Source organism: Simiaoa sunii, from assembly GCF_014337175.1.
Taxonomy (GTDB): Bacteria; Bacillota; Clostridia; order Lachnospirales; family Lachnospiraceae; genus Acetatifactor; species Acetatifactor intestinalis.
This window is the reverse complement of record NZ_CP060633.1, coordinates 1,159,254-1,177,893: the sequence shown is the minus strand read 5'-3', so window position 1 is coordinate 1,177,893 and position 18,640 is coordinate 1,159,254. Positions and strand designations below refer to the sequence as shown.

At 50.1% G+C, this 18,640-nt stretch carries 16 protein-coding genes and 1 pseudogene; 2 read left to right on the top strand and 15 right to left on the bottom strand.

All coding sequences use genetic code 11. The features are described 5' to 3' along the window. Positions 1-21 precede the first annotated feature (21 nt). The 5 genes from atpG to H9Q77_RS05505 are packed head-to-tail and all read right to left on the bottom strand — an operon-like array spanning position 22 to position 4,493. The gene (atpG, locus tag H9Q77_RS05525; protein WP_154494891.1) at positions 22-951 is read right to left on the bottom strand and encodes an ATP synthase F1 subunit gamma; all 930 of its coding nucleotides are present in this window, start codon (positions 949-951) and stop codon (positions 22-24) included. Positions 952-987: 36 nt separating this feature from the next. Then, complete coding sequence (gene atpA, locus H9Q77_RS05520) at positions 988-3,003, bottom strand: F0F1 ATP synthase subunit alpha (RefSeq protein WP_118550598.1); 2,016 nt, start codon at positions 3,001-3,003, stop codon at positions 988-990. Continuing rightward, positions 2,996-3,484, bottom strand: coding sequence for an ATP synthase F0 subunit B (locus H9Q77_RS05515; RefSeq protein ID WP_118546406.1), 489 nt, complete (start codon positions 3,482-3,484; stop codon positions 2,996-2,998). The genes atpA and H9Q77_RS05515 overlap by 8 nt, the downstream gene beginning before the upstream one ends. A 36-nt stretch (positions 3,485-3,520) precedes the next feature. Further along, positions 3,521-3,736 carry an ATP synthase F0 subunit C gene (gene atpE, locus H9Q77_RS05510; RefSeq protein ID WP_022154739.1) on the bottom strand — a complete coding sequence of 72 codons (216 nt, stop codon included), beginning with the start codon at positions 3,734-3,736 and terminating at the stop codon, positions 3,521-3,523. A 46-nt stretch (positions 3,737-3,782) separates the two neighbouring features. Further along, positions 3,783-4,493 carry a F0F1 ATP synthase subunit A gene (locus H9Q77_RS05505; RefSeq protein WP_118546405.1) on the bottom strand — a complete coding sequence of 237 codons (711 nt, stop codon included), beginning with the start codon at positions 4,491-4,493 and terminating at the stop codon, positions 3,783-3,785. 176 nt (positions 4,494-4,669) lie between these two features. Here H9Q77_RS05505 and H9Q77_RS05500 point away from each other — a divergent pair, with 176 nt between their 5' ends. Beyond that, positions 4,670-5,293 carry a gamma-glutamyl-gamma-aminobutyrate hydrolase family protein gene (locus H9Q77_RS05500; protein ID WP_249326771.1) on the top strand — a complete coding sequence of 208 codons (624 nt, stop codon included), beginning with the start codon at positions 4,670-4,672 and terminating at the stop codon, positions 5,291-5,293. Positions 5,294-5,555: 262 nt separating this feature from the next. Here H9Q77_RS05500 and H9Q77_RS05495 read toward each other — a convergent pair. Continuing rightward, positions 5,556-6,140 (bottom strand): annotated as a pseudogene (locus tag H9Q77_RS05495) (Mbeg1-like protein); the annotation flags it as partial. 370 nt (positions 6,141-6,510) lie between these two features. On the opposite strand from H9Q77_RS05495, the gene H9Q77_RS05490 reads away from it, so the two are divergent. Beyond that, positions 6,511-7,032, top strand: a complete 522-nt coding sequence (locus tag H9Q77_RS05490; protein ID WP_249326770.1) for a TetR/AcrR family transcriptional regulator — start codon at positions 6,511-6,513, stop codon at positions 7,030-7,032. 53 nt (positions 7,033-7,085) lie between these two features. On the opposite strand, the gene H9Q77_RS05485 is transcribed toward H9Q77_RS05490, so the two are convergent. From H9Q77_RS05485 to cbiD, 9 genes are all read right to left on the bottom strand, one after another. Then, a complete protein-coding gene (locus H9Q77_RS05485) occupies positions 7,086-8,432 on the bottom strand; it encodes a citrate/2-methylcitrate synthase (RefSeq protein WP_022154744.1) in 1,347 nt (448 codons plus the stop codon). 215 nt (positions 8,433-8,647) lie between these two features. Next, positions 8,648-10,048 (bottom strand): glycosyltransferase, encoded by a 1,401-nt coding sequence (locus H9Q77_RS05480; protein ID WP_249326768.1) that lies wholly within the window; start codon positions 10,046-10,048, stop codon positions 8,648-8,650. Between the two features lie 53 nt (positions 10,049-10,101). Continuing rightward, positions 10,102-11,232: a DUF362 domain-containing protein gene (locus tag H9Q77_RS05475; protein WP_249326767.1), complete on the bottom strand. Its 1,131-nt coding sequence runs from the start codon at positions 11,230-11,232 to the stop codon at positions 10,102-10,104. A gap of 33 nt (positions 11,233-11,265) precedes the next feature. Continuing rightward, positions 11,266-12,669 carry a cobyrinate a,c-diamide synthase gene (locus H9Q77_RS05470; protein ID WP_249326766.1) on the bottom strand — a complete coding sequence of 468 codons (1,404 nt, stop codon included), beginning with the start codon at positions 12,667-12,669 and terminating at the stop codon, positions 11,266-11,268. Continuing rightward, positions 12,666-14,861, bottom strand: a complete 2,196-nt coding sequence (cobK, locus tag H9Q77_RS05465) for a precorrin-6A reductase (protein WP_249326765.1) — start codon at positions 14,859-14,861, stop codon at positions 12,666-12,668. Before cobK ends, H9Q77_RS05470 begins: the two co-directional genes overlap by 4 nt. 23 nt (positions 14,862-14,884) lie before the next feature. After that, positions 14,885-15,631, bottom strand: coding sequence for a precorrin-3B C(17)-methyltransferase (cobJ, locus tag H9Q77_RS05460; RefSeq protein ID WP_249326764.1), 747 nt, complete (start codon positions 15,629-15,631; stop codon positions 14,885-14,887). Between the two features lie 23 nt (positions 15,632-15,654). Beyond that, a complete protein-coding gene (locus H9Q77_RS05455) occupies positions 15,655-16,758 on the bottom strand; it encodes a cobalt-precorrin 5A hydrolase (RefSeq protein WP_249326763.1) in 1,104 nt (367 codons plus the stop codon). Then, the gene (gene cobM, locus H9Q77_RS05450; RefSeq protein WP_154494880.1) at positions 16,748-17,551 is read right to left on the bottom strand and encodes a precorrin-4 C(11)-methyltransferase; all 804 of its coding nucleotides are present in this window, start codon (positions 17,549-17,551) and stop codon (positions 16,748-16,750) included. The genes H9Q77_RS05455 and cobM overlap by 11 nt, the downstream gene beginning before the upstream one ends. Then, the gene (cbiD, locus tag H9Q77_RS05445; protein ID WP_249326762.1) at positions 17,509-18,639 is read right to left on the bottom strand and encodes a cobalt-precorrin-5B (C(1))-methyltransferase CbiD; all 1,131 of its coding nucleotides are present in this window, start codon (positions 18,637-18,639) and stop codon (positions 17,509-17,511) included. The genes cobM and cbiD overlap by 43 nt, the downstream gene beginning before the upstream one ends. Between the last annotated feature and the right edge of the window lies 1 nt (position 18,640).

Sequence of the window (18,640 nt, the reverse complement as noted above, 5' to 3'; positions counted from 1 at the left end):
GATTTTTTTCACTTACGTTACTCAATTGCTCAGGACCTCCTTTCTTGCCTTTTTCTTCTTTTTCTGAGCCTTGGCACCGGCAATGACCTCAGTGATCTCCTGTGTGATCATAGCCTGCCGTACCCGGTTGTACTGAATGGACAGATCATGGATCATGGCGGATGCATTTTTATTTGCAGCCTCCATGGCCATCATTCTGGCGTTCTGTTCACTGCAGAACGATTCTACCAATGCGCCGTATACATATCCCATGACAAAATCGGGAACAATGTTATCAAGCACCGCCTTCGGGGACGGTGTCATGACAAGCGGCTCCTGATACATACTCAGATCCTGTCCGTCTTTGGTAATAAACCGTTCTTTTATGATAGGTAACAGACGCATCATCTGCGGTTCGGTTGTCACGCTGTTTACCATATTGGTATAAATAATATATACCTCATCCAGCTGCTCTGCCTGAAACTGCTCCAGGATCGTCTCCGTAATGATCCGGGCACGATGCAGGGTCGGGTTCTGTGCAGTATAATGAAACTGCTCTGCCACCTCGATGCCTCTGTGTCCGAAATACTGACGTCCCAGCTCACCCACGACAAACAGCTTATATTTTCCTGTCTGTCCGGCTTTCTGCATCTGCTCTTCCGCCATCTTCAGTACATTATGGTTATAGGCTCCGGCCAGTCCCTTATCTGCGGTGACTACTACCAGTCCCGTAGTCTTCTCCTCGGCCGGTTTGTCCTTACGCTCATCGAAGTACTTATTGTCGATCTCCGGTAAGTGACGGACGATTCTGCTGACCATAGTCTGCAGAGTATAGAAGTAAGGCTCCGTCTCTTCCAGATTCTTCTTGGCTTTCCGAAGCTTTGTGGAAGAGATCATATACATGGCATTGGTGATCTTCATAGTATCCTGAATGCTTTTCATACGACTTTGTATTTCTCGCGTATTTGCCATGTTAACCTCCTATATTACTATCACTGTTTGCAAATATTATTTTTGCAAAAATTCCTTTTTAAATTCCTCAGCTGCATCGCAGATCTGCTTATTCAGCTCGTCATCCAGTGCCTTGGTGGTCTCTAACTGACGAACGATGTCACTGTGCTGCTCCTTCATGTAACTTAAGAACTGCATCTGGAAATCCTTCACATGATCTACAGGCACGTCCAGCATTACTCTGCCGTTGGCTGCACACAGGGTCATAACCTGTTCTGCCATGCTTAAAGGTCTGCACAGAGGCTGCTTTAACAGCTCCATCAATACATGACCGTGCTGTAACTGCTCCTTGGTGGCATTGTCCAGATCGGATGCAAACTGTGTGAACACTTCCATCTCACGGAACTGTGCCAGGTCGATACGGATACTTCCGGCTGCCTTCTTCATTGCCTTGGTCTGTGCGGCACCGCCGACACGGGATACAGACAGACCGACATTGACTGCGGGTCTCATACCGGAGAAGAACAGATCACTCTCCAGGAAAATCTGACCGTCCGTGATGGAGATAACGTTGGTCGGAATGTATGCGGATACATCGCCTGCCTGAGTCTCGATGATCGGCAGTGCGGTAATGGAACCGCCGCCCTTGTCTGCGCTCAGTCTTGCGGAACGCTCCAGCAGTCTGGAATGTAAATAGAATACGTCTCCGGGATATGCCTCACGTCCGGGAGAACGCTCCAGTAACAGGGACAGTGCACGGTAAGCTACCGCATGCTTGGACAGATCATCATATACGATGAGAACATCCTTGCCCTGATACATGAAATACTCAGCCAGTGCCGTACCGGAATAAGGTGCGATGTACTGCAGGGGTGCAGGATCGCTGGCGGTTGCGGATACGATAATAGTGTAATCCATGGCATCGTTCTTCTTCAGGGTTCCTACCAGCTTTGCAATGGTGGATGCCTTCTGACCGATGGCTACATAGATACATACCACATCCTTACCCTTCTGGTTCAGGATGGCGTCGATGGCGATGGAGGTCTTACCGGTCTGACGGTCACCGATGATCAGCTCACGCTGTCCACGACCGATGGGGAACATGGAATCGATTGCCAGAATACCGGTCTCCATAGGTACACCTACGGACTGTCTGTCCACGATGGAAGGAGCAGGCTGCTCGATGGGACGATACCCCTCTTCCTTAATGGGACCTGCGCCATCGATGGGTGCTCCCAGAGCATCCACGATCCTGCCCTTGAATCCGTCACCTACGGGGATACCGGCTCTCTTGCCGGTACGAACGACTCTGGTACCCTCACGGATCTCGGTATCATGACCGAACAGGATACATCCGATCTCATCCCTGCGGACATCCTGTACCATTCCCTTGACACCGGAATCAAAGATAACGATCTCACCGTACTCAGCATGGTCGATACCATTGACATTGGCGATACCGTCACCTACCCAGCTGACGGAACCGATCTCATGCTCCTGTGCCTGCAGGTGGAAATCTTCGATCTCACCCTTCAGGATAGAGATGATCCCCTGCTCGCTGGCAGTCTTACCTACCTGGGAAAGCTTGTCTGCGAACTGCTTCATACGGCCATTGGTACTCCAGTCATAGACTTCGTTACCGGCACGGATGATGAAACCGCCGCCCAAAGCCGGGTCTTCCTTCGTCTCGAAGACCATATCGTCTCTGTGATATTTCTTCTGTACAAAATCACGGATATTCTGTAACTGCTCCTCTGTCGGTGCTGTCACATAGGACAGGGTCACAACGAACTCACCCTTTTTCTCGGGAGAGAGTTCTCTATACGCAGTGCAGATATCATCCCACAGATAGATATCTCCGTTATCACACAGGACCTTCAGGAAATCTCTGATCTGTAAGGGAAATACTTTTTCTATTACATTGTGCTTGGCAGACAGTGCCACGGCAGGAGATTCGAAATCCAGTTTCACCTGCGGTACGGCTTTAAAGATATCGCCTGTCTGACCTACAATGTCTCCGGGGATATTCAGTTCACGCAATCTTTTTGCGTATTCTAAAGCTGTACTAATCAATCTCTTCACCTGTCTTTGCTATAAATTGGTTGTAAAGTTCTCTGTCTGAATCTGCATTCTGTTTGGCTGCCACCAGCTTTGCAGTAGCTTCCACTACCAGACCGGCGATCTGCTCCTGTGCCTGCTGGATACGCTTCTGCTCTTCCAGTGCGGCATTTTTATCGGCATTGTCCAGGATCTTTTTTGCTTCGGTCTGGGCATCTGCCACGATACGGTCATACTCGTTGCTAGCCTTGCCTCTTGCCTCGTTCAGGATGCCTTCCTTTTCTGCCTGGACACCGCTTAAGGATGCCTCGTACTTAGTCTTGAGTTCCTCGGCACTGTCCTGTGCAGCTTTTGCATCTGCATATTGCTTATCGATCTCTGCCTGTCTTGCATCCAGGATCTTGTGGATGGGCTTGATCAGGAAGATCTTCACAATGGCAAATATGATCAACAGATTCAGGATGGTCCATACAATATTAATATCTAATCTCAGCATGTGCTTTCATCCTTTCTTACGTCGTTATACCGTTCCTTATGCCATGAATAAGATAATTAAGATACCGATAACGAATCCGTAAATAGCGGTTGCCTCTGCCAGCGCACCACCTAACAGTAAGATCTTGGTGATCTTGCTCTCTGCTTCCGGCTGTCTTGCCACAGCCTCTGCTGCCTTACTTGTTGCGATACCGATACCGATACCTGCTCCGATACATGCCAGTGCTGCAATACCTGCTCCAATAGCTATCATAATGAATCCTCCTAGTTTTAAAAAAGTGTTGTTAGTGAATAGTTACTTATTCAATGGCTTCCTTAATGTACATAGATGTCAGGAATACGAATACATACGCCTGGATCAGTCCATCAAAAATATCAAAGTAAAAGCTGAAGGGTACCGGCAATGCTACCGGAACCAGAAGCTTCAACAGCTCCATGATAACGAATGCTCCCAAAACGTTACCAAACAATCGCATACACAAAGACAGGGGCTTGATGAACACCTCCAGGATATTGATGGGTGTTACGATCGCGATAGGCTCGGTGAAGCTCTTGATCCATCCGCCCACGCCTTTTTTGCGGATGCCTGCTGCTTCCACCAGGATGATACTCATCAGTGCCAGTGCCGCCGTTACGTTCAGATCCTTGGTAGGGGGCTTCATACCGAACAATCCGATGATATTGGATATGCCCAGGTATAACAGTACACTTACCAGATACGGTACATACCGTTTCCCTTCCTCTCCGATCATTCCCGTAACAATGCCTTCCAGCTTCGTCACGATCGTCTCTGCCACCAGCTGTCGTCTGCTGACATTGTGTACTTTGAGGTTGCTTGTAAGGATAATCGACAAGATCAGAATGACTGCCATGACTACCCATGTGATCACTACCGATTCCGCAATATCCAGCTGTACTCCGCCGATCAGTGGAAGACCTGCCGGAAGCTTGATTGAAAACGCCGTATCACAGTTCAGTTCTTTGAGCAGTTCTGATGCCAATTCCTCCATAATACCACTTCCTTTCCGTAAACATCCCTGAAGGAGTTTCCGCTCCCTCATGGTCGTTGCTATTTTACTCCTATTTATAAAAAAGTGTAAGATACATTTTTGCTAATTTGTCCTATGCAAAAATCAAAAGTTATGGCATATATTAACTATAAAAAAATGAGGTATCAGAAAATTATATGACAAAATTAGTCATTTTGGGGCGCAAGTCCAAAACAGGAAATTATGAAGCCTTTTTCCGTGCACTTCCCGCGCAGATCGTGACTACTCTGGTTCCCGGAGAGGTCATTTCCTGCGACGCTCTGATCCTGCCGGGCGGCGGAGATATCACTCCTGCTTTTTTCGGTGAAAAAAACAAAGGTTCCCGCACTGTTGACACCGAACTGGACATCCTGCAATTCCAGGCTCTCGACATAGCGATTGCCGCCGGAATCCCTGTCATCGGGATCTGCAAGGGCATGCAGGTCATCAATGTTGCCTTCGGCGGTACGATCACACAGGATATGCCCGAAGACTGCCTGCACAGTTCCCCTTCCGGCGATGTGTTTCATGATACTATTATGGTAGATGATTCCCGTCTTTTCAAGTATTTTCCTGCCAAAATGCGCGTCAACAGTGCTCATCACCAACGGATCGGCCGCTTAGGTCAGCACCTTAAGATCATCCAGGTCTGCCCTGACGATGGCTGCCCCGAAGCTTTGGAGCATGACGAGCTGCCGATCCTTGGGTTACAGTGGCATCCGGAGAGGCTGCCGGATCCGGCCGGACTTCCTCTGCTTTCCCTGCTCGCTTCGTATTTTTAAATCTGTGTCGTGTTTTTTTGGTGGCGGTCAGTTCTTCCTTCACCTTGCACCTGGCTATCTCAAACAGCGAACGAATGATCCCACGCAGCATCTCTGCGGTCTGATCGTCCACTTCCTTCAATGCGGTAACTACCGCATTCATACTCTTTTTCCAATCTGCGGTAAAAGTGATCAGATCGTCCGCCTGTGATGCGGAGATCACCTGATAAAGTGTGTCTACAAAGGTACGGACCTGCTCCTCGTTCAGGGACAGGATCCATTCATTCAGAGCCTCGTTCATGATCTTCTGGCTCTCATAGATATCGCCTACATCCACGAAATGATCATCCTTCACCAGCCAGGAGAAAGGATCATGCTGCAGCAGACCGTGGTTTTTACTCTCCACTACGCGGTAATGAATATCCCGCTCGAAGATCATCCCGATCATAGAAGAATGCGGAAGCAGCTTTACCACCTTGTCTTCTATCGCATTGTAATGACATTCCTTCAGCACCTCCGGCCGGAATCCCGGTCCGTCCAGACTGTATATCTTTTGGATCCGCTTCCGTACAAAGGGCGCACATTTCATGGCACTGTACACCGCCAGGTTGCCGCCCTTGGAATGTCCTCCGATGTAAAAGGGCTGATGCAGCCATCCGGTGACCATATTTACATATTTTACACTGTATTCCTGCCCCGGTACCGGATTCAGGAATGCCATATTAAAGTCTTCCTTCCACCCCACAATAGTCTCATCCGTGCCGCGGAATGCCAAAAACAGCGTTCCGTCATCCAGGATAAAGGTAATCGCAGAGAACTGGGTCTCCCACTCCTTTTCCACCAGGTTAATATAACAATTCAGCTTCATATTCCGGAAGCGTCTGCCGCTAAGCAGCCCTTCAAACAGTGCCCGGTTCTCCTTTTCAAAACGCACATCTCCGAACAGCTGCTCCACATCCGGCCGTTTGGCGATCTCCTGCAGCGTCACAGAAGGACCGTTGTGACGTACGTCACTGACCATTCCGTCGAACTTCAGATAAGAAAGCTGGCATAAGGCCAGACTGTCCACATCATTCAGAGGTTTTTCGCAAAATGGAATATCTCCGTATTTTTTTAAATATTCTATGACTGTTCCCGCCATATACCGCTCCTTTCCGCGAGGAACTTTCCTTGCGTATTTTCCCGGATTGTGTTACGTTTTATACTGTCAGTAGAAAACATTAAGAAGGTGATCTGCCATGTCCACGAACCATTCCAAACAATTTTCCAGAGATTGCATGGTGCAGGCTTTGATGCAGCTGCTTCAGACAAAATCTCTGTCCAATATTACCATCTCAGAGCTGACCGAGCGGGCCGGAGTCTCCCGTATGACTTATTACCGCAATTACAACTCCATGGACGAGATCTTCATCAGTTATCTGAAGGATCTGGTAGATGCCTACCGTCAGGATGTCGCTGCCTGGCCTGATAAAGGCAATTATAACGACTACCGCAATATGCTGCACTGCTATGAATACTTTGATCATTACAGAGAATTCATTGCCTGCCTGGTGAACACAGGACTGGGGCATCTGCTGCTGCAGGCCCTGGACAGTTATATCCTTGATACCTATTATACGGAAGATAAAGGCCGGGATTTCTATTACACGCTTCGTGCGTTCTCCGGTTCCCTCTACAATATCTACGTCACCTGGATCATGGAAAATTCCATGGAATCCGCTGAAGAGATCGTATCCATTATCTGTAAGATCTATTCCTGATCATTAAACAATCATCAAAGGACTGCGCAAAAATACGCAGTCCCTTTTTATTTTTATCTCTGATCCAACGGAACATATTCCAGTTCCTGCATCACGCTCTTATAAGCGGGACGGATGATCTTATCCATATTGATCAATTCTTCAATACGATGCGCGCTCCATCCCACGATTCTTGCGATGGCAAAAATCGGTGTATATAATTCCAGTGGGATCTCCAGCATGCTGTATACGAATCCGCTGTAGAAATCCACATTGGCGCTGACGCCCTTATAGATCCTGGACTTCTGGGAGATGACCTCCGGTGCCATCCGCTCGATCATGGAGTACAATGCGAAATCCTTGTCTCTGCCCTTGGCTACTGCCAGCTTCTCCACGAAGCTCTTAAATACCTGGGCTCTGGGGTCGGACAGAGAGTAGACAGCATGACCCATACCATAGATCAGTCCCTTGCCGTCAAAGGCTTCCTTATTCAAAATCTTGTTCAGATAAACTCTTACCGCATCCTCATCAGTCCAGTCGGACACATGGGCTTCGATATCCCGCATCATCTCTACGACCTTGATATTGGCACCACCGTGCTTGGGTCCCTTCAGAGAAGAAAGCGCTGCTGCCACTACGGAATAAGTGTCGGATCCGGAAGAGGTTACGACTCTGGTAGTGAAGGTGGAATTGTTACCGCCGCCGTGCTCCATATGCAGCACCAGTGCGGTATCCAGTACTTTGGCCTCCAGTTCGGTATATTGTTTGTCGGGACGAAGCATCATCAGCAGATTCTCTGCTGTGGAAAGCTTCTTCTGCGGACGATGTATGTACATACTCTCATCATTGGAATAGTGATTATATGCATGGTAGCCGTAGACTGCCAGCATAGGGAACACAGCGATCAGTCCCAGACATTGTCTTAATACATTTTCAATGGAAGTATCGCTGCAATTTTTATCATAGGAAGCCAGTGTCAGAACACTCCTGGTCAGGGAATTCATGATGTCACTGCTGGGAGCTTTCATGATGACATCTCTGGTGAAGTTGGTAGGCAAAGTTCTGCTGGATGCCAGAATATCGTTAAAATGCTTCAGTTCGTCACGATTCGGCAGCTTACCGAACAAAAGTAAATAAGCCACTTCTTCGAATCCGAAATGATCCCCGCGGAATCCGTTGACCAGTTCGATACAGTCATAACCGCGATACCACAGCTTACCTTCACAGGGTATCTTTTTGCCATCCTCCATTTTGAAGGATTCGATCCGGGAGATATTGGTAAGGCCTGCGACTACGCCGTTACCGTTCTTATCACGCAACCCCCTCTGCACGCCATACTCATCGAACATCTGGGGTTCCAATCTATCTGCCGCTCTGCACAGGCCGGCATGTTCCAACATATACTCTGCGTTTTTCTTCATCCAAATACCTTCCTTTCCCTCACATTTCTATATATGACCCGCCCCGATATGAGCATAAAAGTGGGATGATAATCCCACGATATGCGAATTATTGGGTAGGATTGTGGTAGTGCGTAGCACGAAGCAATCCGTAGGTATCAAAGTCGGGGGCTTTTGACCCCGACATCATATATACTTATATACTTACTTATCATAACTTTTTAGAAACTACCCTGTCAATTAAGAAAATATAAAATATTCTTTGTATTCTCTTTGATCTTCTCAGACAGCTCAGCATATTTAATGAGTTCTTCCTCTGTGAAGCCGGCGAATCTGGCAGCATCATAATCCCTCTGTGCCATCTCCAGTTCTTTCATAACGGCATCTGCTGCCGGAAGAATCGTCACGGCGATCCTGCCTCCCCGTCCCTTCCGCTTCGTTTCTGCCATCTCCGCTGCTTTCATTTTATTTTTTCCGGTCGTCTTATCTTTTTTGGATGGCTTGGGTTCCTTCACCTCTTCTACTTTCAGGAATCCCTTCATGGTCAGTCGCTGCAATCCGCTGGTCAGATTCGTCCGGGTGATTCCGGCGAAATCCGCCAGTTCCCGTCTGCTGTCCCATTCGTGCTTTTCACACAGACACAAAAGCAGACGCACATCCATGACCTTCAGATCTCCTTTTAACGCCACCGGCTCCAGATAATGTTCTAATAACTTTCTCTTACGGTAATCCTCTCCTGCAGGTCCTTCCGCCTGTAAGATCTCTGTATTGACAAAGACTCTCTCGTCTCCCAGCTTCTTGGAACCGGGCAGGATTGAAGGCGGAACGGTGCCGTCCCCCGCAGCATCGATAAAAAAACGGTATACCTGCAGACGGTTCTTCTCATAATCTTCCTCTTCCAGAACATGTTTGTAGAAGTTATTGTAGTACTCAAATACATTCAGCTTCATCTTCACAGTCTTCGAGATATTAATGCCCTGACTGGCAAGAGAGCCTTTCCTCTTCACATAATAATAAATGGGCGCATGCAGGGCATAGAATACTTTCGCATAGCGGATATATTCCAGATTGAACATAAAATCCTCACACCAGCTGATATCCGTATCCATGCGTAGCTTATGCTCTTCCACAATATCCCTGCGGTACAGCTTGTTCCACAACACACCGTAATAAAAATCCGCCGGATTCTCCATCATATGTGCTGCGAACTCTTCTCTGGTGAGCACGCCCTCCTCTTCGATGTCTCCCTTGGGGGACAGACGCTCTCCCACCACGCGGTAAAAGTCAGAAATGACCATGTCACAGCCGTACTCCTCAGCTGCCCGCACGAACAGTCTGGTGGCATCCGGTGTGATCCAGTCGTCACTGTCGAGGAACTGCAGATATTTTCCCCGGGCACGGTCAAGCGCCCGGTTTCTGCTGTCGGAGACTCCGGTGTTCTCCTTTTGGATCACAATGACTCTGGGATCTCTGTCTCCGTACTCTTCACAAATATCGCCGGAAGCATCCGTACTGCCATCATTGACCAGCAGCAGTTCATAATCCGTATATTCCTGGTTCAAAATGCTGTCGACACAGCGTCGTAAATATTGTTCCGCATTGTATATCGGAACAATGATGCTTACCATTGGCCGCATAAGTTCATCCTCTCCAAAAATTACTTCATAAACGATTTCTTCGCTTTTCAAGCTTACGAAATCGTGATCAGTTCATAGTCTCTGCTGCCGATGCCGATCTTCTCCGCATGCTCCAGGCAGGTCTTGTACTCCGCATTGGGAGTGGTATTTTCAAAATGATCATGATGATCGCAAAATCCCTCTTTTGCCATGGCATCCGTCAGCTGGCTGTTCGGCAGCGGTGTCTGCTTCAGGCAGGCATCCACACAGGCCTGATCCAGCGCCAGGGGATCAAAGGATGCAAACATACCGATATTGGGCAGAATAGGAGCATCGTTTTCGCAGTGGCAGTCACAGTTCGGAGACACATCCACTACCAGAGAGATATGGAAATTCGGTCTGCCGTCCACGACAGCCTTCGCATATTCTGCCATGCGGCAGTTAAAATCTTTCGTTGCCGCATCATAGCCGCTGTGGATCGCATCAAAATTGCAGGCACCAATGCAGCGTCCGCAGCCCAGACACTTCTCATGATCAATGTGCATCTTATGTGTGGTCTCATCATATACCAGTCCATCATTGGCACATTCCTTCATGCAGCGCTTACAGCCCCGGCACAGACTCTCGTCGATCTCCGGCTTGCCCTGCGCATGCTGCTCCATTTTGCCCGCTCTGGAGCCGCAGCCCATACCGATGTTTTTAATAGCACCGCCAAACCCCGCCGTCTCATGTCCTTTGAAATGATTCAGGGAAATAAACACATCCGCATCCATGATGGCACGACCGATCTTCGCATTCTTCACATATTCGCCGCCTTCTACCGGTACCTCGATGTCATCCGTTCCCTTGAGTCCATCGCCAATGATCACGGGACATCCCACCGTCAGTGGCGTGAAACCATTCTCCCAGGCACAGTACATATGCTCGATGGCATTCTTACGGCTGCCGGGGTACAGGGTGTTGCAGTCGGTCAGAAAAGGCACACCGCCCAGCTCCTTTACCACATCCGCTACCGCTTTCGCATAATTCGGACGTAAGAAGCCCAGGTTGCCCAGCTCTCCGAAGTGCAGCTTGATGGCAACAAATTTGTGATCCATATCAATATTCTGAATCCCCGCCGCCTTCATCAGACGCTTTAACTTACTGGGAAGCCCCTCTCCCAGACGGGTCCTGAAATCTGTAAAATATACCTTTGATTTTTCCATTGATTTATCCTCCGAGCAAAAAAGATACTACGATTATAACATATCTTTTCCGCTTTTTGAGAATTTTTTTGCATTCTCCACGAAGCGCTCCGCGAACTCCGGGCAGGATGGATAATAGAGGTGGGGAAAACCGTACCAGTGATTCTCTCCCACGTGGATGCAGGGATAATTTCGTCCGGTGGAGGGTTTGGTAGCGATGCAGTCTGCGCCGTTGTCTTCACTGTCATAATAGTGGAATTCGTGGGCACGGATGCGGCTGCCACGAGGCATAAAATATCCGCTGTTCTCTTCCAGTTCAATGTATCCGAAGCGCACCAGGTGTCCGGTGTCGAAGCATTTACCGGGCAGGACTCCCGCCATGGGATAGGAATGTCCTTCCCGGTCCGTCAGGGTCGTATGCAGGTATAGAAAACCGCCGCACTCTGCCACCGTGGGCAGGCCGTCTGTGACTGCCTTCCGGATCGCTGTGCGCATGGCATCATTCTCGCTTAACTGTCCGGCATACAGTTCCGGATATCCACCGCCCAGTAACAATCCGTGAATGTTTTCCGGTAAGTTTCTGTCATGCAGCGGGGAAAAATACACCGGTTCCGCGCCCGCCTGTTCCAGCAGACGCAGGTTCTCTTCGTAATAAAAGCAAAAGGCTTCATCCCGGGCTACGGCGATCCGTGGGTGTATTGCTTCGCTGGTTTCTACGGAATCTTCCACTACCGTCTCTTCCTCCAACGGCTCCGCTTCCTCTGCAATCTGCAACAGTTTTGAAATGTCTGCGGTCTCCCGTAATCTCTCTGCTGTCATACGGATCTGTCCCTGCAAGTCTTCCAGTTCTCCCGGCATGCACAAGCCTAAGTGTCTGCTGGCGATCTGCAGGTCCTTATTTTCCGGAAAATACCCCAGTACCGCAATGCCCAGTTCATCTTCTGCCAAGGGCTTCAGTATCTCATAATAGGCTGCGGACATCCGGTTGAAGATCACGCCACGGATCAGATGTGCCTTATCGTAAGCCAGGAATCCGGCAATCAGAGGGATCACCGATCTCCCCATGCCTTTTGCATCCACCACCAGCAGGATGGGGGTCTGCGTCACCTTTGCCAGATGATAGGAGGAGCCTTCCTCACGGATGCCGCCCAGCCCGTCATACAATCCCATAACACCTTCCATGACCACAAGCTCGTCTTCTCTGCGATCCTTCAAAAACAGCTTACGGGTGCCCTCTTCTCCGGTAAAAAAGGTATCCAGATTCCGAGAGGGCACCCCCAGCACCTGTCTGTGGAACATAGGATCAATATAATCCGGACCGCATTTACAGGAAGAAATATCCTCACCGTTTTCTTTAAAAATCTGCAATAATCCACAGGTGATCGTAGTCTTGCCGCTGCCGCTCTTCGGTGCAGCGATCATGATACGGCGTATCTTCTTTTTCTGTGCTCCGGTCATCTCTGTACTTCTCCATTCTTACCGTTTCCGGTCTCCCCTGCGTTTTGTTTTGTTTTCTTCGTGTTATCCATAGGATCCGTTCCTGTCTCCCGGAACGTAAACGAGCAGATCCACACCGGATTTTCCGCCTGGGGCAGATGATAGCTTAAAAGCTTCTTCACCCGGCTTACCTGCATCTGCAGGATCTCCTCTTCCTCCATCGGAAAAGTATCCAGCACTTCCTTAAGTTCTGCAATGGTCTCCATGCTGATGGCATTGATCACAATACGCATATGGGGATTCTTCCGGTACAAAACCTGTAAAATATCCAGCAATCTACCGCCGCTGCCGCCGATAAAGGCATGGGTCGGCACTGGTAATTCTTCCAGTCCTTCCGGTGCCGGGGCTTCAATGATCTGTATATTATCCATGTGAAAATGCTCTCTGTTCTTTCGAAGCAGTTCCACCGCCTCCGGCTTTCTCTCAATGGCATAGACCTGCACTCCTCCGGGCACCCCGGCGATCTCTATGGCAACGGATCCGGTGCCGCTGCCGATGTCATAGACCACGGCGTTTTCTGTCAGATGCAGCTTGCAGATGCTGACCTCGCGGACTTCTTCTTTTGTCATTGGCGTTCTGCGGATTTTTCCCTCGGTTTCCGAAGCATCCCGCAGAAAACAGGTATCGGCTCTTCCATGGGTCAGGCGTTCCGGTTGCCAGTGAGGATTGCGGATCAGGCAGGTATATAACCCTTCCTCCGTAATCTCCTCACACTGCCCCGGGGTCAGGATCCGGATGCTTTCCTCCGGATAGGACAGCTGATATCCTACGATCACTTCACAGTCTGTCAGTCCCGCTTCTGCAAGCAAATGTCCGATCTTGCGGATGTCCTCACTTCCTGAGGTCAGTAAAAATACCTTTTCATGGCTCTCCACCGTTGCCGAAAGCCGGTTCAGCTTCTTGCCGTGCATGCTCAAAATGGCCGCATCTTCATAACTTTCTCCCACTCGGGCCGCCAGTGTGGCCACGGAAGAAATTCCCGGCAGGATCCGTACTCCTGCGTTCAACGCTCCTGCGGCAACGGCTTCCTGCAATGCCACATACAGCTTCCTGCATCCGCTGTAGAATCCGGTATCCCCGGAAAAAAGGACCGTTACCCGAAGGGGATCTTTCTGTGCTGTAAGACCGTTTTTCTGTAATTGCTCCAGATACGGCAGAATCTGCTCCGTCATGTAGTAGGGTCTTTTTTCGATTTTAGCAGAATATCTTTCGATCATGCGCTCCGCACCCAGCAGGATATCTGCAGTTTCGATCGCATGCTGCACTTCTTGTGTCTGACCGTCTTTGCTGCCCATGCCGATTCCGGCGAGGCAGATCTCCATGCTGCCCTGCCCGGAGAGCTTACAGTCACAGAGCTGTTCCAGTTTTCCACAGATTTCCGCAAAAGAATACGTATCTACAGCCTTCTTGACAGGCTGTATCACATACACCGGGATCCCCAGAATTTTCGCAGCTTCCAGTTTCTCCTGATACCCTCCGGTGCGTCCGCTGTTTTTCGTGACCATGTGATGGATATCGTATTGCTTCAGGATAGCAGCGTTCATCTCTGTGGAAAAAGGTCCCTGCAATGCCAGGATCTGTCTGCCTTTGATTCCCTGCTCCATGCACAGTTCCAGGCTCTCTCTGCCCGGAAGGATGCGCACATACAGGCGGTCATGGAGTCTTCCGGAGGCACAATACGTCGGCAGTTCCTTGCTCCCTGTGGTCAGCAGAATATTGCCCTCTGTATTCTCCAGCGCTTTGGCACAGTCAGCATTGCTTTCAAAATACCGGATACTTACGGCAGGATTCTCTGCTTCCGGAGTCTCCGAAATTTCCCGTTCCAGACGCAGGTAAATGGAAGACTGTGTTTCCACAGCGTCCCGTATGTTCTCTGTAACGACCTGGGCATAAGGGTGGGTGGCATCCACTACGATCTCATAACCCTCGTTACGCAGAAATTCTTCCATCTGCTGCCGGTCCATTCTGCCACAGTGAAGAGATACGAGTGGCTGCCCCTTTGTCCCTGCCGCCTCCACATCCGTCTGTTCCCGCATCACGATCTCACCATATTCCGTTGCCACGCATACGGTATGCGTGATTCCGGCATCTGCCAGGATTTCCGACAGCCGCCGTCCTTCTGTGGTTCCCGCAAAAATTACTATTTTTTTCATCCTGCTCTCCTCCCAAAGAGAACTTAATGTATGTTATTCTCCACATGATATCCGCGCTTTGTGATCAACTTGTCCCTAAGGATCTCCGTCTCCGAATTGCCGATAAATACCGTGGTGAACATATTGACTTCCCGGTCCCTTAATTCCCGCAGCGTACAGGTCACCGCCCGGGTGCCTTCTCTGCCGATGTTTTCCACATAGCCGCAGGGGCGCTCCCCTTCTATGGTTTCCAGTAAAATATCACAGGCTCTTTGCAGATAATCCTTTCGCCTGTGGCTGGAAGGGTTGTAAATTGCCATGGCAAAATCTCCCATTGCTGCCGCCCGCAGTCTCTTTTCGATCTTCTCCCAGGGAGTCAGCAGGTCGCTTAAGCTGATCACACAGAAATCATGGTTTAAGGGTGCTCCCAGTACCGCCGCCCCACTGCTTGCCGCTGTAATACCGGGGATCACGATCAGTTCCGTCTGGAGATGTTCTTCTCCAAGCTCATACATCAGCGATGCCAGGCCGTAGATACCGGCGTCGCCGCTGCAGATCAATGCCACCCGCTTCCCGGCTTCCGCCTCCCTAAAACACAGTTCGCAGCGTTCTGTCTCCTGCCGCATAGGGGTGGTCAGCAGTTTTTTCCCTGCAAAACGTTCTCCCAATAATTTGACATATACGGTATAACCCACGATCACATCTGCCTGCTCCAGCGCAGCGATGGCTTCTCCTGTCATCATTTCTTCCCTGCCGGGACCTATTCCCACGATATAGATTCTGTTACTCATCCGTTTTGCCTCTTTCTATCCTTTTAAAGCCACATCCGAATCCGCTCTTTCCATGTTTTCTCTGCAACTGCCACGGTCATGCCATCCTGTGCCTGCTTGCCTAAGAGGATCCATCCGCTTGTCCCGGCTGCTTTCAGGGCGGCGCGCTCGCATACATTGTCCACGCCCACCTGTGTCTTTACGAACCCGGAACCGTGAAATTCTCCCGGCACTGCCTGTAATTCCTGTGCTGTATACGTCCAAAACGGTATCCTGTATTTTTCACTGAATTCCAGCAGGCATCGCTCCTCTTTTTTCACGTCAATAGAAGCCAATGCTGCAATCTGCTCTATGACAATGCCCTGTTCTTCCAGTATTTTTTTCAAAAATAGATCCAGCTTTGCGCTGTCCGTATCCTTCTTGCAGCCCACGCCCAGAATATATTTTTTCGGCTGCAGCAGTAGTTCTGCTGGCTCTTTTCGAAATGTTTCTTCCGTGTCGTCCGCAATCAGGACATCCACTTTTTCCACAGGAGGATACGCACACAGCCGGATCCCTGACGGAATGGTTTCATCCACTGCCAGATGCCCTGTCTGTACGGACATGGTAATTTCCTCGCCTGCCAGTACTTTTGCCGACACTTTGGCGATCCCCTCCCGATTGCAGATCCGCAGATCATTCCTTTTGGCAAAGATATCCACCGCAAAACTGTCATGTAAGTCTGTGGCTGTGGTGATCACCGGTATGGCACCCAATGCTCCTGCCAGGCGGACCGCCAGTTCGTTGGCTCCACCCACATGTCCGGACAACAAGGGAATCACATACTTCCCCATCTCGTCTGCCACCAGTACCGGACTGTCGTGCAGTTTATCCATGATCCAGGGGGCAATGGCACGGACCGCGATCCCACAGGCACCGATGAATATAAGTGCATGGCGGGCTGTCATCTGCTCTCCCGCCCACGCTGACAGGCTGTTCCTGACGCAGATTGTGTCTGCATCGCTGTCATCCACAGCCGGTACCGTCTTTTTTTCCAGTCGGGAGCATTTGGTATAGAGCGTGACCGCAGTTTCCCCGTCCATGCTCTCCCGTATCCGCTCCGCAAGCTGTTGTCCTGTTTCCGTAAAGCTGATCACACTAATCTTCACGCCGCCCCTCCTGCGTTTCCTCTGCCTGTATGGCACAGCATTTTGCCTGACGGAACTCTGTGGTAAAATCCGCCGCATACAGCCTCGACTTCTGATAATTTCCATGGGTGATAACATCCCCCACCAGTACCAGTGCTGTCTTTTTGATGCCATGTTCTTCCGCTACCTGTGCCAGTGTCTCCACCGTACAGATATAAGCCTCTTCCTCCGGCCAGGTTGCCTTGTAGACAAGGGCTGCGGGGGTGTCCTTCGCATAACCGCCTGAAATCAGTCTGTGGCTCAGTTCCCGCAGCATTCCCGTGCTTAAATAGATCGCCATGGAAGCATGATGGGCTGCCAGACTTTCGATGCTCTCCTTCTGCGGCACTCCGGTCCGCCCTTCCATACGGGTGATGATCAGGGTCTGGGAAACACCGGGCAGGGTATATTCCAGATTTAACGATGCCGCCGCACCAAAGCAGGCACTGACTCCCGGACAGCTCTCATAAGGGATTCCCAGCTCGTCCAGTGCATCCATCTGCTCCCGCACCGCACCATAGATGCTGGGTTCTCCGGTGTGCAGACGCACCAGCATTTTCCCCTGCGTCTGTGCCTCCTGCATGAGCTTAAGCACTTCTTCTAAGGTCAGGTGCGCACTGTTATGGATCTCACAGTCTGCTCTGGCATATTCTAACAGCTCCGGGTTCACCAGCGATCCCGCATAGATGATGACATCCGCCTGTTGCAGCATGTGCATGCCCCGCACCGTGATCAGATCTGCTGCTCCGCTTCCTGCGCCAACAAAGTAAACCATTCCTCCGCCTCCTTACTTTTCGCCAATGCACCGAAATCATTGGCATACATGATACATTCGATCGCAAGCTTTCCCTGCGCCCGCTTCTCAAGATAAAATAAAATACGCTCCATGGCATAATCCATGACTTCCTGTCTCCTGCCGCACTCATCCAGGATCCGCACGGCTTCCTCTGTGGTGACACAGGACAGGAGCTTTGCAGCATCCACTGCCGCCACACCACATTTTACGGCAAAGGCGGTCAACAGCTCCATCCGGCAGTCACCCTCTCTGGAATGGGTATTCATAATACCGCCCGCCACTTTAATGAGTTTTCCGATATGTCCTGCAAGAAGCATACGTTTGAAGCCTTCTTCCACCGCCATATCGATCGTCAGACCGATAAAGTTACTGCATTTTACACTTTTATCCAGATCATAGTGATAGGTATTTTTCAAAAAATCCAGTCCATAATTGCCCGGAGAGATCACCACGTCTTCTCTTCCCAGTGCCCGCTGCTGCCGCAGTTCCACGCGGATCGTATCTAAAATGGCCTGGGTACTCATGGGTTCCACGACACCGCTGGTACCAAGGATCGAAATGCCGCCCACGATGCCAAGTCTCGGATTAAATGTCCGCTCTGCCAGATGTTCGCCCTCCGGCACAGAGATCTCCACTGCCAAGCTTCCACAATAATCCAGTACCTGACACACCTGTAATACTTCCCGTTCGATCATCTCTCTTGGGACGTGATTAATAGCTGCATTTCCCACGGGCTGATCCAGTCCCGGTTTCGTCACACGACCAACGCCGAAGCCGCCATCGATCACGACCCGGGCCAGGGCTTCCTCGCCTGTTTCTTCCGGAAACGAAACTTTCGCGCAAATCAATGCCCCGGTGGTAATATCGGGATCATCCCCACCGTCTTTTTCCACGGCGCAGCTGACCTCCCGCTCCTTACGACAGATCCTAAGGATCTGTGCCGTATAGGGGATGCCTTTGGGTGTCTCTATGGTGATCTTAGTTTTCTCCCTGCCGGTCAACAGCATATAAGCAGCCGCCTTCGCCGCTGCTGCCGCACAGCTTCCTGTGGTAAATCCATACCGCATG

Bases quoted from the DNA above. Each gene is read 5' to 3' on its own strand.
- atpG (WP_154494891.1), bottom strand. From the start codon at position 951: ATGGCAAATACGCGAGAAATACAAAGTCGTATGAAAAGCATTCAGGAT.
- H9Q77_RS05515 (WP_118546406.1), bottom strand. From the start codon at position 3,484: ATGCTGAGATTAGATATTAATATTGTATGGACCATCCTGAATCTGTTG.
- atpE (WP_022154739.1), bottom strand. From the start codon at position 3,736: ATGATAGCTATTGGAGCAGGTATTGCAGCACTGGCATGTATCGGAGCA.
- H9Q77_RS05505 (WP_118546405.1), bottom strand. From the start codon at position 4,493: ATGGAGGAATTGGCATCAGAACTGCTCAAAGAACTGAACTGTGATACG.
- H9Q77_RS05500 (WP_249326771.1), top strand. From the start codon at position 4,670: ATGACAAAATTAGTCATTTTGGGGCGCAAGTCCAAAACAGGAAATTAT.
- H9Q77_RS05490 (WP_249326770.1), top strand. From the start codon at position 6,511: ATGTCCACGAACCATTCCAAACAATTTTCCAGAGATTGCATGGTGCAG.
- H9Q77_RS05485 (WP_022154744.1), bottom strand. From the start codon at position 8,432: ATGAAGAAAAACGCAGAGTATATGTTGGAACATGCCGGCCTGTGCAGA.
- H9Q77_RS05480 (WP_249326768.1), bottom strand. From the start codon at position 10,048: ATGCGGCCAATGGTAAGCATCATTGTTCCGATATACAATGCGGAACAA.
- H9Q77_RS05475 (WP_249326767.1), bottom strand. From the start codon at position 11,232: ATGGAAAAATCAAAGGTATATTTTACAGATTTCAGGACCCGTCTGGGA.
- H9Q77_RS05470 (WP_249326766.1), bottom strand. From the start codon at position 12,669: ATGACCGGAGCACAGAAAAAGAAGATACGCCGTATCATGATCGCTGCA.
- cobK (WP_249326765.1), bottom strand. From the start codon at position 14,861: ATGAAAAAAATAGTAATTTTTGCGGGAACCACAGAAGGACGGCGGCTG.
- cobJ (WP_249326764.1), bottom strand. From the start codon at position 15,631: ATGAGTAACAGAATCTATATCGTGGGAATAGGTCCCGGCAGGGAAGAA.
- cobM (WP_154494880.1), bottom strand. From the start codon at position 17,551: ATGGTTTACTTTGTTGGCGCAGGAAGCGGAGCAGCAGATCTGATCACG.
- cbiD (WP_249326762.1), bottom strand. From the start codon at position 18,639: ATGCGGTATGGATTTACCACAGGAAGCTGTGCGGCAGCAGCGGCGAAG.